Origin of the sequence: Buttiauxella gaviniae ATCC 51604, assembly GCF_001654835.1 — a bacterium.
In the GTDB taxonomy this organism is placed as follows: Bacteria; Pseudomonadota; Gammaproteobacteria; order Enterobacterales; family Enterobacteriaceae; genus Buttiauxella; species Buttiauxella gaviniae.
Genome location: NZ_LXEP01000003.1, coordinates 101,862 through 117,165, shown reverse-complemented (window position 1 = coordinate 117,165; position 15,304 = coordinate 101,862). Strand labels below are relative to the sequence as shown.

Below are 15,304 nucleotides of genomic sequence, written 5' to 3'. Positions count from 1 at the left end.
CGAGGAGAGAAACCATGAGTCAACCCGCCGCGCGAGTTGGTGATATGCACGTATGTCCGATGATGATTCCTGGTGTCCCGCCGGTGCCTCACGTCGGTGGCCCCATTAGCGGGCCGGGAATTGCAAAAGTATTGATTGGCGGTATGCCAGCCGCAACGGTTGGCGACATGGCCGTTTGTAGCGGGCCTCCGGATACCATCGCCAAAGGCAGTAGCAAAGTGATGATTGGCGGAAAACCTGCTGCCCGCATGGGGGATTTGTGTGCTCACGGCGGGACGATTGTTGCAGGTTGCCCGAAAGTATTAATTGGATAGATAAACAGATGACAACGGAAAAAATATTTAACCTTGATGCGCTGCTGCAACCTGTTTCCACAGCGGAACCGGCGGGCAGTAACATCGAGTACGAACAGATTTTTGAACGTATTCGCCAGGCGCGTGAAAGCGATCCTGATTATTTACCACAGGACGAGTGGTCAACCACGCCGCGCAAAGCGGACTGGATGCTGGTAGCAAAGCTCAGTGAAGAAGTGCTGATGACGCACAGCAAAGATATGCAATGCGTCTGCTGGCTGGTAGAAGCCTGGACGCAGTTGTACCACAGTGCAGGTTTACAGGCGGGCTTAAAGCTGTTGACCCGTTATATAGAAGGCTGGTGGGATACAAGCTGGCCTGTACTGGACGACGATGGTGCCAGTTATCGCCACGGGATGCTTAACCGCCTGGACCGAGACGTTAGCCAGCAATGGGTCTTAAAACCCCTGTTCGGCGATATGCAAAGCTCGCTTGCCTACTGGCAAAAAGTGCTCAGCTTTGAGCATCAGGGGCAAAAGCACAGTGACGATGAGCCGGGTGAAGATTACAGCATGGCCAGCTTTACGCTGTGGGCAAGCAAACTTGCCCCTGAACGCGTCGCGACGGTGGTCGGGCAAATTGACCACTGCCAGCAACTTATCAGCCAGCTTGAGCACAATTATGCCGCGCTAAATCCCCTGGCAGAAGGACGAATCCTGCATCAAACCCACGAGATCCTGGGCGAGATGCATGATTTCTGTCTCAGAATCAGCCAGCACAGCAGTGCGCAACAAGAAGAGATCATGATGCTCAATGTGCTCGATCCTGAATCCCCGCAGGCTGACGCGCGCGCAGCAAACCGTGGCTCACAGCCACAACAGGTGATGTCACGCGATCTGGCTATCACCCAGATGCTAACGATTGCGCACTATTTTCGTCAGACAGAACCTTCAAGCCCCGTGCCGATGCTGATGGAACGAGCCGCTCGCTGGGCCAATATGCCGCTTGCGGAATGGCTGGTCGAGATGGTGGGTGACGAACGCAGCCTGGCTGAGATTAACTTTGTACTGAATGGACCTTCGCGATGAACAAGAGTAGTCGTTTTTATGTATTGCTGATGCTGTTCATGCCTTTTCTGGCCAGTTGTAGTCTGGACAGCGAAAAGCGCCGTGCAGCGACTGAAAATGTCCCTGCCAGCTACGCCGAAGGTGCGGTCCATATTCAACTCACCGCTGAGCCTGGCTTAAATGCCTGGAAAGAGATGCCCAATAGTCTGGCCGTTATCGTGGTTCAGGGCGCAAATAAATTACAGCTGGAAAATGTGCTGAATAATCAATCTGAGCTGCGCGCCTTATTTAATGGCGCGGCGATGCCAGAATCGATTCTGAAAGTGGATCGTTACATGTTAATGCCGGGGCAGCAGCATACGTTACATATCGATCGCGCAGAAAACGTCCGTCAGGTCGCGGTGGTGGCGGGGTATTACCCGTTCCCTGAGAGCCAGCATATTGCACGTTTTGCCATTCCTGTCGCTGTCACCAAAAAACATTGGTGGAGTGCGAAAGTCGATGCCCAACTGGCTCCGTTGCAGGTGGCACTCACGCTGGGCAATAGCAGCATTGTGCGTATCAATGGCGCAGACAATTTACATTCCTCCCAACCTCAGGAGGTGAATTGATATGCTGCCCGAACAACAAGCTATCTATTGGTATTCAGGGCTTTATCTCCAGCCCCAGCATTTTCAGTCGGTCGATCTGCATCAGAGCTGGATCCACAGTCGCCATCATCAGTTGGCACAACCGTGGAATTATGGCGTGCTGGATTATCAACTCAACAATGAAGCGCTGATTGATTTTACCGCTGAAGTTAGCCAGTTACGCCTGCTGTTGCCTGAAGGGCTGTACCTCGAGTATCCGGGTAATTGCCAGGTCGAAAAGCGTAATTTCCGCCATGCATGGAAATATCGCGATCGCCCCTTCACCCTGTGGCTGGCATTGCGCAAATTTGACCCGCAGCGCCAAAACGTCAGCATGATTGGGGCAGAGCAGCAGGCGGTGACGCGCTGGATAAATAATAGCGACGAACACATGATGAAGGATGTCTATCATCTGGGCCCGGAAACCTCCGTGCCGCGAGTGACCTACAACGTGCGTTTAATGTGGGACGAGGAGCAGGCCGAAGCCGTTGATTATGCCTGCTTCCCGCTGGCACGCTTTCGCTTTGATGGGCAGAACGTGGTTGCTGACCGCAGTTTCTCTCCGCCAGCGATTGGCCTGCAAGGCTCTGCCAGTCTGGCTCAGTTACTGGATAATATTTACTACGAGCTAAGCAGCCGCGCACGTCTGCTCGAAGAGTACAAACGTTCCGAGCGTCTGGTGAACAGTGATGAAAATAGCGAGTCGGTGATTCAATTGCTGGCAATGCGTTCCCTGAACCGTGCGCTGCCACTACTGACTTTGTATCGTAGCGCGCCGAATTTGCATCCGTGGATGATGTATGCCCAGCTAAGCCAACTGATAGGCGAGCTGTCTTCGTTTAATGACGATTGCAATTTCAGTGGCGAGTGGAGCCACGGTGACGATGCCCTATTGCCGTACGATCATCACAATCTGATTGCCTGTTTTGAGAGTGCGCGGCGAGTATTAATGGCGCTGCTCAACAGCCTGGTTCTGGAGGAAAATACCTACATTACCTTGCAGCGTGATCAGCATGATATTTACTGCACCGCCGTGGACAGGCAACAAAGTGAGCAGGCGGGAGCGGTATATCTGCTGGTGCGTTCTGCTCAGTTTAGTCAGTTAAAAACGCAGCAAAGTAGTGTGCAGAGTATGAAGCTGGCGTCTCGCCATACGCTGGATGCCCTTATTTCGCACGCGCTGCCGGGCGTACCCCTCACGCTTTGCAGCCACGCGCCACGCGGGGTACCTAAACGCAGCGATTCTCGCTACCTGCAGATTGACCGGAGCAGTGAGTTGTGGAAAAAACTTGAGAGTGACCAAAAAGCGGGCTTTTTCTGGCCTCAGGCACCCGATGATTTACAGGTACAACTGCTCTATATGGTGGCGTCATGATGTATTTAATCGATTGTTACCATCCAGTATTACGGTTGGTATGCGAGTTTTCGCAGCCAGAGCGGCAGAATCAAGAATATGACGATTTCCGAGAACAGACGCTGGAAATATTTCAACAGTCCATTGTTGCCTCTCAGCAATTAGCAATATCAGCAACTGAGTCTGATGATGCCCTATTTGCGATGACGGTATGGTTTGATGAAATGGTATTGCGTTCTGAACTGCCATTTAAACACTATTGGCGTAATCAGTTATTACAGACGCACTTTTTTAATACGGTTATTGGCGGTGAAGAGTTCTTTTCACGCCTTGATAATATTGACGATGAAAATATTGCGTTGCGGATGGTCTATCTCAATTGTTTGCTGCTGGGTTTTCATGGCAAATATCATCATAGGGATAGCAGTGAGTTACTGAAAAGGATTGCAGTCGAACGCCTTAACTTACCTGCTCCCTGGCATGAATGGCCTAACAATGCGGTGATGACCCAGGTCTATCTTTCAGAAGATAAAAAAGAGAACGGAATACTATCGCGTGTCATAAAGAGAAAGTACTCAATGGTATTTTTTCTGGTTGTTGAGTATGGCTTATTGAGCGGTATGCTGCTCACCTTATTCTGAGTGAATTATGTTAAAGAAATTACTCTGCTTTGCGGGGTGGGCAACGCTGCTCTGCATTCTATTATTAATATCCGTGGCTATAGCAATATGGCTCGATGGCAGCCTTTATTTGGCTATGGCTATATGGTTGGTGCAGCTCTTGGCTGTATTAATATTTCGCGCGCTATGGGCGGGTATTTCTGCGTTATGGAAAAAGCGTAACCTGAGCCGTCTTTATGCGCCTTTGCGATTCTCGCGCCTGGAACAGGTGTTATTTGAACACTGGCGAAGTGGTGCGGCCGTAATTAAGCGTATTAGCCGTAAACGGGGCAATGTGCCGTGGTTTTTATTAATGGGCGAACGCTGCGGTAAAACCACATTAATGGCAACCGCGAAGCTGCCTATCATGTCTCACCAGCCGGAAAGCGAGCAGGTAACCCCTACCCGAACCCTGCGCTGGTGGTTCTTCAAAACGGCGGGTTTCCTCGATACCTCGAGCTATTTTCTGCACGGTAAACCTGCAGCAAAAGCTGGTTGGCTAAAGCTTGCAAACTGGTGCGGGCGATTAACAGCCCCCGCTGGAGTGGTGGTTTGCGTTTCCTGCCGCGACCTGCAAACGCAATCGATGCTGGAGTTGCATCAGCAGGCCCGCCAGTTGCGCACCCAGCTTGAACCGATGATGAAATCCGTTCGCCGCAGGCTACCCATCTATGTGGTGCTGACGGAATGTGACCATCTTGATGGCTTTACATTATGGGCCAGCAAGCTGTCCCCAGAACAAAGACAGCAAGCTCTGGGCTATTGCTGGAGGCAAACGCCCGTCATTGACCGTCAGGATAATACGCTACTGGACCCGCTTTTCGTTTCACTAAAACGGGGCATCGATCTGAGTCGCATTAGCATGATGAATGGGGCTTTGCCGGGGACGGATTTTGGTGAATTGCTGAATTTCCCGCAAAACATATCGCAACTGCAAGGTCCATTACATCACTACGTTGCAGCACTTTGCGAACCTGATGCCTATTTCTCCAGTGGTTCACTGGCAGCAGTATGGCTCACCGCAAGTGTCGAACATCCGCAGCATCACCAGGCGCGTGAGGCGCTGTTTGTTCAAAACTTAATTTCGCAGGTCCTGCCAGCTAACAGCAGAAATCGTGTAGCGGAGTCCTTTGGCAAACGTCAGCAGTGGTTGGATAAGTGGGCAGTTCCGCTGCTGGTAACAGTACTGGCGGTGGCGTTGTTATTGAGTGCCTGGCAAACCCGAAAATTGATGGTGCCTGTCGCTAATAATGATGTGTCGACGCTGACTCAGCACATTGCGCAACACGAAAAGTGGATGGCGGAACCCTTACATTACACGCCGTTTCTGCCTTTATTGCGCAAGCGTCACCAGTCGCTGGAAATGGCGCTGGTCGAGGCCAACGACGTACCTGTGAATGATATTTATAGCCAGTTGAGAATCTATCGGCGTGATTTTTATGCGGCCCCGCCGCAACAACAGCGCCGGATGATCCTTGAATTGGCGCAAGGCATTCTGACCCGTCAGGCCATGCTTAAAGGAGAGGCGCTGACAACACTGGCGCATCTACCCAAGACGCCAGAGTCTTTGCAGCTTATATCCGCTATGCATAACGCAGGCGACAACGAGCATCTGACGCTTGAACGCGCAATGTTACGTTTCGGCAAACAGACCAGTGGCATTGCGGCGATGCAGTTGATCCTTAAAGAACTGGTTAACAGTGACGCTCAGTGGCGTTGGTTAGTGGCTGATGACAGTCAACTCACAGCACTGCGGATAACACAATTCTGGAAACAGTCAAACAGTCACGTTGTGTTATCAGGTATCTGGCTGGAAGAAGGCTCCCGCGCCCTTGTTCAATATATTGAGCTTATCCAACGCGCCAGTGGCGAAAAGCAACCCTTGCCGATTTTCACTGCATTCTGGCAGAACTGGGCCGGATTAAAGCAGGATGCCTGGCTTGAATTTGTGCTTGAGATGTCACGCCAGAAGCCGCTGGTTCCAGGGCAAAAAGCCAGCTCATCTCAACTGATGGCACTGGCGAGAGAACAGGATCCCGTCAGCGAATTTATACGCCAGGCACACCGTGAACTTGCCGATATTCGCGATCGTGACGCCCATCTCTGGCTGGTGGAATTACGGCGAGTCACTTTTTTTAAACGCCCGCCCGCTGCATTTTCATGGGTCCGGGCCTGGGATGATAAAGAGAAATATCTGCGTGTGGCAGTGCGACGTTTACTCCGCAAAGACACCAGTATGGCGGTGGTCAGCAGTAGCGAAACAGTAAGTTGGCAGCAATGGAACAACGCGTTAAACGAGGCCATCAATCAGGCGATAGCGACAAATGGCAATTCACCCGCCCTGACCGAGGGCCTGTTTAACCAGGGTGTGGTGGGTAAAACCAACCCTTTAACCTCGCTCTGGCTCACTTTTACCCAATTGCGTAAGCAGATGGAACTGACGGGAAACAAAATTGGGACAGGTGCTGTGTGGGCGCTACTAGAAAGCCAGCTTAATACCCTGACAAGCCATGCGATGGCCACGTCAGCTTGCTGGATAGAGCAGAACTGGCAAAGCAAGGTGCTACAGCCGTTGGGCAACCGTGCGGAACACCGGGACCCACAACAGCAGCAGGAAAAAGCCTGGCGTTATCTTTCTGATTTTATTCAGGAGTCAGCAATCAACATGATGCAGCCCACGGCTATGGGGTTACGGGCTGCTGGCTTTAACGGACACGTTATCCCGTTTACCGCTGATTTTATGCAGGTCATCAATCATGTGGTCGAGCCAGATGATTTGGCGCTGATGCCAGAGCGTGGGCAGACGCGCAGCCACGATGAAATCAGCCGTCTTGAAGAGCAAATAGCGCAGCGTGAAAAACAAATCACGGCGCTGGAAAAGAAGGTACTGACGGTTGATATCGCAAGTTTACCCGCCACGATTCCCGGCGGAGCGCGGCTGATGCCAACGGGAACCCGACTGGAACTGCACTGCGCGAAGGGCGCTTCACAACTTGATAGCAGCAATTTACGTGAGGAAGCCCGTTTTAACTGGTCGCCGAATCAATGCAGCGCAGTCACTGTGACGGTGAAGTTCCCCGGAGCGGATATCAAGCACCGTTATCTCGGTGATAGCGCATGGAGTGATTTCCTGGCGGATTTCGACGGCGGGGAACACGCTTATACGCTGGATGAATTTTTACCTGCGGGCGTTGGGCCGTTAAAGGATTTGGCGATTGAAAAGGTGCTGGTGCGCTTCAGTTTACGCGGTCAGCAGGCGGTGCAGGCGCAGTGGCAACAGTGGAAAGATCTCAATGTAGAAATTGAGACACTCAGGGCGCTGCGCGAAGAACAGCTTGAACACCAGCGGAGCCGCCAGCAGCCCGGTTACTTCCAGGGAAAACTCACCGCATTACCGACCTCTGTCGCGATGTGCGTTAACTAAGGAATACGTGAAATCATGAGCAACTATTTAAAGAACATTGTCCATCTTCTACGCGCCGATGCCAGACGTTCGCTGGATAAAGCTATTGAACTGGCTGTCGCCCGCACTCATCACGAAGTAGACGTTGAACACTTGATGCTGGCGTTAGTCAGTAATCACAGCGAGTGGGTTGAAAGCTTGTGCCTGAACACAGGATTGCAAGGAGACCGTCTGGTGAGTGCCTTGCAACAATCACTTGATGGATTGCGCAGCGGTAACACGCGTGGGCCGGTTCTTTCGCAAACACTGACCCAGTTTATTGAGGCTGCCTGGCTGCACGCCAGCGTTAACTGGCACCAGGATTCTATTGCCAGTGCTGCACTGTTTGCCTGCGTGTTCTCTGATGAGAAAGGTCTGCAACAGCAGTTGTCAGCCCAGGTTCAGCGTGCGCTGGAATGCGATGTTAATGAGGCTGAATCCCTGCTAAAAAGTGTCGCTCAAGAGAGTGCTCCGGCGGTAAAAAACGCTGAAGCGGGAGTGCAGTTCAACGAAAACAGCGCGCTGGCTAAATATACCCACAATTTAAGTGAGCAGGCGCGTACTGGCCGTCTTGATCCGGTGTTAGGCCGTGAGGCCGAAATTCGTCAGACCATCGATATCTTGCTGCGTCGTCGCCAGAACAATCCGGTGTTAACCGGTGAACCGGGTGTGGGCAAAACCGCACTGGCAGAAGGGCTGGCGCAGCGTATTGTGGCCGGCAGCGTGCCTGATGCGCTCAAAGCGCTGGAAGTACTCACACTTGACATGGGCTTGTTGCAGGCAGGTGCCAGCGTAAAAGGTGAATTTGAAAATCGCCTACAGATGCTGCTCAAAGAGGTTAAACAGCACCCGCAGCCAATCATCTTATTTATTGATGAAGCCCATACCTTGATTGGTGCAGGCGGTACTGCGGGCCAAAACGATGCCGCTAACCTGTTAAAACCCGCATTGGCTCGGGGAGAAGTCCGTGTGATTGCCGCCACGACCTGGGCTGAGTACAAAAAATATTTCGAGAAAGATGCTGCACTCGCGCGTCGTTTCCAGGTGGTGAAAGTCCCGGAACCCGATGAGGAAATGGCCACCGCCATGCTGCGTTCCATCGCCCCTGTCATGGCTCGCCATCACAATGTGCAGATCATGAACAGCGCACTGACGGCAGCCGTTCAGCTTTCGTCACGCTATATCGTTGGCCGCCAGTTGCCGGACAAGTCTGTGTCATTACTGGACACCGCCTGCGCACGGGTTGCGGTATCACAATGCCATCACCCTAAAGAGATTGAAGATCTTCACGCTTTACTTAACAACCTCAAGAGCGAGCGCGAGTGTTTGCTGGCCGAAGGGGGGCATCAATCCCGCCTGGCATGGATTGACCAGCGTGAAGCCGAGCTAACCGACAACCTGAATGCATTGCTGCCGGTCTGGCAGTTGCAAAGTGCGTTGGTGAAAGATATTCGTCATTGCAGTGATGAGTTACGGCTCGTGCAATTGCGTGAGCAGTTAAAAGCCTCGCAGCAAAGTTATGCCCTGGTATTTGATTGTGTTGATGATGTTTGTGTGGCGGATGTGGTGGCCGGTTGGACCGGGATTCCATTGGGACGCATGCTGGAAAAATCGTCAGAACGTATTAATGAGTTGCCAATGCGCCTTCAGCAGCGGGTCATCGGCCAGGACAGTGCCTTAAATGCAATCGCCCAACAGATTCGTATCGCCCAGGCTGGCATTAACGATCCGGTAAAACCGACAGGCGTGTTTATGCTGGCTGGGCCAAGCGGTGTCGGGAAAACCGAAACGGCGCTGACTCTCGCTGAACTGATGTATGGCGGGGAGCGCGGGTTGATCACGATTAATATGTCGGAGTACCAGGAGGCACATTCTGTTTCCGGTTTAAAAGGCTCACCTCCGGGATATGTGGGTTATGGCCAGGGCGGTGTGCTGACCGAAGCCGTTCGCCGTAATCCCTACAGTGTGGTACTGCTCGATGAAGTGGAAAAAGCGCATCCTGATGTTATGGAGCTGTTTTATCAGGTCTTTGATAAAGGCTGGATGGAAGATGCCGAGGGCCAGCAGGTTAACTTCCGCAACACGTTGATTATCCTCACCAGCAATCTAGCCTCTGAGCAGATTATGGCGGCCAGTGAGCAGGCTGACGTCACAAGCGAAGCGCTGTGTGCATTAATTCGCCCGGAATTTGACCGTGTGTTTCGTCCGGCGCTCATGGGGCGCGTACAACTGATCCCTTACCTGCCAATACGTGGGGAAAGCCTACAACAAATCATTCGACTGAAGCTCGATAAACTGGGTAAACGCCTGGCAGGGATAAATGGTGAATGCGAGCTGAAATATCAACCTAAGGTCGTGGCAACGATCGCTGAACAGTGTCTGGTGGCGCAAAGCGGTGCTCGTGATATTGATGCGGTCATCAATAAGCTGGTGATGCCATTACTGGCAGATGCGTTACTCAATAATGGCAGTGGGCAGCCGCTGTTGCTGTCGGTAGTAAAAGGTCGAATGGTACTGGTGAAAAAAGCCCGGAAGGATGCGGCATGAACCAGAAATCGACGACGCTGAGCGAAGTAAAATTTAACCCTGGGGTGCCAAAACACAGCAAAGCCTTTTTACTGCTTAGCAGTGAACTGAGCAAACTTAGCCGTACGCCCAACGCCGCGCTCAACTGGAATGAACTCGACAAGCTCTGCCAACGCATCTTTTTGCGGCATGGGTACGATCTGCATACCGGCGCATGGTTCTGCCTTATCCAGTTGCGAATTGCCGGGTGGGCAGGGGCCGCGAAATCGATGGAGCTGTTGGCTTCGGCATTGAGTTTTGGAGAACGCCATGGCAGTGAGGTCGCCGACCTCGGGCTGCGGCGCTATGCGCTGGAGTGGTTCACCGCTCACGTGATCACACCGATGTATACCCAGGCACAGTCGATGGATGATGCGCAGTCTCTTTCACGTGCAGAGTCGGCTCTGGAGATCATTGGTCGCCAGGCGCAAAAACTTCAGGTGCGAGGTGCCGATACACTTAACAACCTTTGTTACTTTTTGCAGGTGCGAGCACGCACCTCGCAAAATATTGTTCTGAATGTCGATCCGGCACAGCAAATTCAGCTGGTGTGCAAAGCTCCCACCGTGGTGGTAGCGGCAGACCCTGTTGCTGAACCTTCGCCAGTAGAAGAGCCTACTCCGGTGTTGGTCCATGATATTCCTGATCGCCGCTGGCACTGGTTGGCGGCTGGCGCGCTAGCGGCAACCTTGCTGATAACACTTCCTGCTGGCGGACTGTGGTTATTCCAGCGTTTAGCGGCTGAACCTGCGGCACTTGCCCCGTTTACAGCTCTGGAACGGGTGGAAAAGCTCTTCAACTCGCCTGAACTCAGCCACCAGAAACTCACTGCCCAGCAGTTGGACGAGCTCGACAACAAACTACAGGAGTTGGTGCAGCAACCTTCAACCTGGTTGTTACAACAGGGAAATCAACTGGCTAAACGACTAGGAGAAGTGGCACCGGGAAATTCTGCGACCGCTAACTGGAAAAAATCGCTGGCGCAAAATACCGCAAGTCTGGAGCGAGCGGAAGGGTGGTTTGAAATTGAACGGCGTTTGAATAATTTGGAACAACGCCTGCTTGAGTCAGAAAAAAAACAGCGCAGCCATATAACCATCTCAGAGCTGAAAACCGATGTTTATGAAATGAAGCAGGCGATGCGTAATATGGAAACACCGATCAGTGTTTTATTGTTGAAGCGTGAAGGGGGGCGTGAAGAAGGAGGTGGCGAAGAAGGATTAAATATTCTTATTGAGGAAGGAATTAATCGATTGGTTAAACAATACGTGCAGTCAAGAGATGATACTAAAAAATGAAGTTCTGGTGGGGTGCATTTAATTATCTCGATTGCTATTAGTAAGTAATGGAGTGGGTTTTTATATTAATGATTAGGGTTCTAATTTCTTGGTTTTTTCATTTATGCAGTATTAAAAATCATACCATCTACATTTTTTGTGATTAATGCCGAGAGCGAATTGTTTACTTTTTATAAGTTATGAGGGTTGTATTATGAGCAGTAAAGAAATTAATGTGCTAAAACGTTGGAACTATGAAAATCTTTCAGAGTATGGTTTTATCATTCATGCTGTCAGGTATAATACGGGGGAGTTATTTCAGCGACCTGCTGAGGAGGTTTTCGCAACATGGGACATTATATCTTGTTCTCTAATTGATGCAACTTTATGTTTGCAATCAATAGATGCAACAGGGTTTATTCTAAAAGTACCCAAGCAGAACATTCTGGGAACACATAAGCATGATATCTGGTTCCCCAATCATAAAGGGAAGGAAGCTAATGCAAGATATGCTTCTAAAACAGAAAGGAATGGAAGCTTAGTTAAATCATTACATAGTGGAATAAACAAAAAAGGAATAAATATAGGCAACTTTAGGCAGTTGTTAATGCCTGGTGATTTGATTAATGGGCAAATGGCATGTGGGGCGAAATATAACGAGATATTGATCGCAGGTCGCCCATTCGTCAATGTTTACGCTGGCCTTCCTGCAACAAGTAAAATTAAAGTTATTGGCGTTTTTAATTTTGCATCGAGTAATAAACTTGCCAGCAATCAAGTTTTTAATTCGCTTGCCATGAAAAATCCGAATGTGGAACGTTTTAGAACATCACTTGAACTGAAGGCTCTACAAAGAAAAGTTACACGCTAAACAAAAGTGGTGTGACTCGTTTGATAGTGAAGTGGGCGTGGCTCAATCTGTTTGTTGACTGGGGTGCCTTGTATTTTATATTTAAATTAACTACTTTAAAGAGGTGTTATGTTGTTTGTTAATAAATTTTGTAAAATGGCCGGATATTTGCATCCTAATGCGAACTGGAAGTACGGGCGAACGCGAGTGGTTTATGCTTACGACTATTCAGGATATGAGAAGAAATATTTGGACTCGGCTTATAAAAACCCAGTGTGTATCCTGAATAAACCAAACTCACCAGAGATGAAAACATTACTGAGTGATTTGACAATGTCCGATAAACTGATCATCGTTTCTCATGCTAATCCTGATGGGTTGGGACAAATTGAGCTAACCAAATTGGTGCAGAGGTTGATGCAATATGGTTTAAGAAATGTTGGAGTTATTAAGTTCCATTCATGTGAGTTAGGTAAAAATACATGGCTTGATGACTTCGCTATACAATTGATGGCTATAGGGGTTCGTTTTGGTTGGGTGAGTGGAGCCATTGGTTATTATGTCTATGGGCCATTTTATCGCTGGGCAAGTCGTCCAGGGGCTAAATCATTTATGCAGAAAATGCATAAAGGGAAATACCACATAGTGAAAGGAAATACTGTAACAAATTTCAAAGGCTCACGTTATACTGCTGAGTCCTAGAGTATTTAATTTCATTCTTTCAGCGCTAATGAATAAGTGCATAACTTTATAGTTGTGCGCTTATTTAATATGGCCCCTGGCCAGGGGAATAACTTCGCGCAACGTCTGGAAAAAGCTGCGCCAGATAACTGGAAGAAAATGCTGCATCAGCAGTCAGAAAGAAAGCAGCGCAGCTATATCACAATTTCGGAGTTGAAAACCGAAGTTTACGCAATGAAACAGGCTCTGCAAAGTATGGAGACACCGGTCAGCGTGCTACTTTTACAAAAACCGCATTCTCCTGACATAGAAAATAAAGCATTAAACAACACTATCGATAATCAACTTAAAAAATTAACACGAGAAGTCATCTTAACTGACTGGTGATTTTTTATATGGAGTATATGAATGGCGTTTTTTTTGAAACACAAGGCATTTGGCTATAAACAATATATGCAGTTTAAAAAATCCAAAGGAATTTGTTTCGGCCTGGCATCCTATTGGATTCTTGATATAGCCAGTGGATGCAAGAAAGATTTAACCCCGGTAAGCCATCTAAATAGTACCGCATTTGAATTTCAGGGTGTTTATGAAATTGTAGAGCAGCAAATTAACTCTGACAGAATGATATTTGAAACACTTGGAAAACAGGTTTCATCTATAGAAGGGGTAACCTATAGCGTGTACATGCCATCTTTCAGCATATTTGGAAATGATACCCAACTTAAAAATAGAGTTTCCCGTATCCCTGGTGAAAGTGAAAACAGTATTCTTTGCTTGCTTGGTTGGAGGTTAGACTGCGGTGGAGGACATGCCGTTGTTATATTTAAAAATAAAAATGATAAAAATATTTATTTTTACGATCCTAATGATGGGGTCTACAAATGGTGTGGGTTTAAAAATAGCATTTACGATGACATCAAGGAAAAAATCTCCAAAGATTTTTCCAGCCACACCCAACTTAGTGCAATATTGTTTGTCCGCAGTCGGAGGGATTTGATGCCAATGTGCTAATTGACTATATTTATATCATGGTTCTCTATGTAATGATTTTACTGCGCGGAAATTTAAACTAATTCACGAGGTGAATAATGGGCTTTTTTAGTAAAATATCTAAAAGTGATACACTGACTCAAGCATTAGCAAAGAAAGAGTTACAAAGTGATATTTCAATTAAAACCGTCACGAAACTGACAGAAAAAATAAAAAATGCATCTCAGCGCCAACAATGGGATGCATACACCAACACAAAATTGATAAAGCATGAAGTGACTCGGGATAAAATTTTGAGTACATTTCATAATGCATTGCGGGAACCTTCACAACGTACAATAAGTGATGGGCTCGCAAATAATTTACAACATGATACTGAAATCAACTTTATAGATGAAATGTATCTGCCTCAAATCATTGAAAGTATTAATGCCAAACGTGCAGGCTTTAATTTACGTTACTTTGATGATTTAAATAGCTTATTCAATACTGCATTTAATCGTGGTTTAGGGGCGTGTGCTCAGGCCGTGGTACGTATGAAACGGAAAGGTGATAAGTCGCAAATACACTATGCCGCGCCTGATTATGTTAATGAACAGGGAATTCATTACTTTATGTTTTTCGAACCTGCTACTTTGTCTGGTAATCCTGATGCTGGCGCTGACTATGGTTATGATCAGTTAAAATATTTGTGTGAACAATATAGAAAGAAGCATTATGATAAAATGCGCGTTTCATTTAGTGAAATGGGGATCCAATCATCACCTGCAGATTGTGGAATGTTTTCACTTTCACTGGCTAATACCATTGCTAAAAGACCCGTCGCCAGGAACCATATGATAAAAAGTATGGAGCCTTTTAAAATCATAAATTTTTATCAGAAAAGTGTAGGTGCAAGAGTGAAATTCACTTCAAGGAAAACGGCATTGCTATTTCCTGAGTCTTACCTGAAACACTCTAACTCAATTAGTATTCTCAAGTCTCTCGATACAACAAGAGTTGTAAATAAGAAAGGTGAAACACTTTTACAACGTGCGGAACGTCACCGTGTATCTCGTGATGGAGCAAGCTACTCAAACTCTATTGAAGAGAAAAGGGGGTATTTCTTCCGCAAGCATGTGCTTGGTGGGGAATCTAGCTAGTTTATGATTTATAAAAGTGTAAATTATTGCTACTAGCAGGTGTTAATTTAATTAAAAGTGCATGTGCTGTATAGCATAGGCATGTGCATTTTTATAATTGTATTTGAAATTAAAATGATTGTTTTTATTATGCCATCAATGAAGATGGAAACTATACAATCATGTGATTTTGTGTCTGTTGTTTTTAATTGGAATAATGGGTGTGCGGAGGTCACAATAGGCCTGTTTCATAGATTTTTTGCAGACTAAATTAATTTAAAATGCTTTCTCTTTCAGAAATGCCGCACGCTGACACCAATCAGTCTGGCGGTTTCGCGTTGCAACAGGGTCCGTTCTGATATGCGCTGAATAA

The 15,304-nt window shown here is 48.1% G+C and carries 13 protein-coding genes; all 13 read left to right on the top strand.

Features of this window, described 5'->3' with window-relative positions; genetic code table 11:
* The first annotated feature begins 14 nt into the window (after positions 1-14).
* The 13 genes from M977_RS00950 (at position 15) to M977_RS00885 (ending at position 14,952) form a co-directional block, all read left to right on the top strand.
* Positions 15-314, top strand: coding sequence for a PAAR domain-containing protein (locus M977_RS00950; RefSeq protein ID WP_064511681.1), 300 nt, complete (start codon positions 15-17; stop codon positions 312-314).
* A gap of 8 nt (positions 315-322) precedes the next feature.
* The gene (gene tssA / locus M977_RS00945; protein ID WP_064511680.1) at positions 323-1,381 is read left to right on the top strand and encodes a type VI secretion system protein TssA; all 1,059 of its coding nucleotides are present in this window, start codon (positions 323-325) and stop codon (positions 1,379-1,381) included.
* Positions 1,378-1,971 carry a type VI secretion system lipoprotein TssJ gene (tssJ, locus tag M977_RS00940; RefSeq protein WP_064511679.1) on the top strand — a complete coding sequence of 198 codons (594 nt, stop codon included), beginning with the start codon at positions 1,378-1,380 and terminating at the stop codon, positions 1,969-1,971. The genes tssA and tssJ overlap by 4 nt, the downstream gene beginning before the upstream one ends.
* 1 nt (position 1,972) lies before the next feature.
* On the top strand, positions 1,973-3,364 hold the full coding sequence (tssK, locus tag M977_RS00935) for a type VI secretion system baseplate subunit TssK (protein ID WP_064511678.1): 1,392 nt from the start codon (positions 1,973-1,975) through the stop codon (positions 3,362-3,364).
* Positions 3,361-3,984: a DotU family type IV/VI secretion system protein gene (locus M977_RS00930; protein ID WP_064511677.1), complete on the top strand. Its 624-nt coding sequence runs from the start codon at positions 3,361-3,363 to the stop codon at positions 3,982-3,984. The genes tssK and M977_RS00930 overlap by 4 nt, the downstream gene beginning before the upstream one ends.
* Positions 3,985-4,123: 139 nt before the next feature.
* Positions 4,124-7,426: a type VI secretion protein IcmF/TssM N-terminal domain-containing protein gene (locus M977_RS00920; protein ID WP_167351079.1), complete on the top strand. Its 3,303-nt coding sequence runs from the start codon at positions 4,124-4,126 to the stop codon at positions 7,424-7,426.
* A 15-nt stretch (positions 7,427-7,441) separates the two neighbouring features.
* The gene (gene tssH, locus M977_RS00915; protein ID WP_064511674.1) at positions 7,442-9,991 is read left to right on the top strand and encodes a type VI secretion system ATPase TssH; all 2,550 of its coding nucleotides are present in this window, start codon (positions 7,442-7,444) and stop codon (positions 9,989-9,991) included.
* On the top strand, positions 9,988-11,307 hold the full coding sequence (locus tag M977_RS00910) for a VasL domain-containing protein (protein WP_064511673.1): 1,320 nt from the start codon (positions 9,988-9,990) through the stop codon (positions 11,305-11,307). Before tssH ends, M977_RS00910 begins: the two co-directional genes overlap by 4 nt.
* A 193-nt stretch (positions 11,308-11,500) precedes the next feature.
* Complete coding sequence (locus M977_RS00905) at positions 11,501-12,157, top strand: hypothetical protein (protein ID WP_064511672.1); 657 nt, start codon at positions 11,501-11,503, stop codon at positions 12,155-12,157.
* Between the two features lie 108 nt (positions 12,158-12,265).
* Positions 12,266-12,838, top strand: a complete 573-nt coding sequence (locus M977_RS00900) for a hypothetical protein (RefSeq protein WP_064511671.1) — start codon at positions 12,266-12,268, stop codon at positions 12,836-12,838.
* A 36-nt stretch (positions 12,839-12,874) separates the two neighbouring features.
* Positions 12,875-13,204 carry a VasL domain-containing protein gene (locus M977_RS00895; RefSeq protein WP_064511670.1) on the top strand — a complete coding sequence of 110 codons (330 nt, stop codon included), beginning with the start codon at positions 12,875-12,877 and terminating at the stop codon, positions 13,202-13,204.
* 21 nt (positions 13,205-13,225) lie between these two features.
* A complete protein-coding gene (locus M977_RS00890) occupies positions 13,226-13,831 on the top strand; it encodes a YopT-type cysteine protease domain-containing protein (protein WP_064511669.1) in 606 nt (201 codons plus the stop codon).
* 77 nt (positions 13,832-13,908) lie between these two features.
* A complete protein-coding gene (locus M977_RS00885; protein WP_064511668.1) occupies positions 13,909-14,952 on the top strand; it encodes a YopJ family acetyltransferase in 1,044 nt (347 codons plus the stop codon).
* The last annotated feature ends 352 nt before the right edge of the window (positions 14,953-15,304 follow it).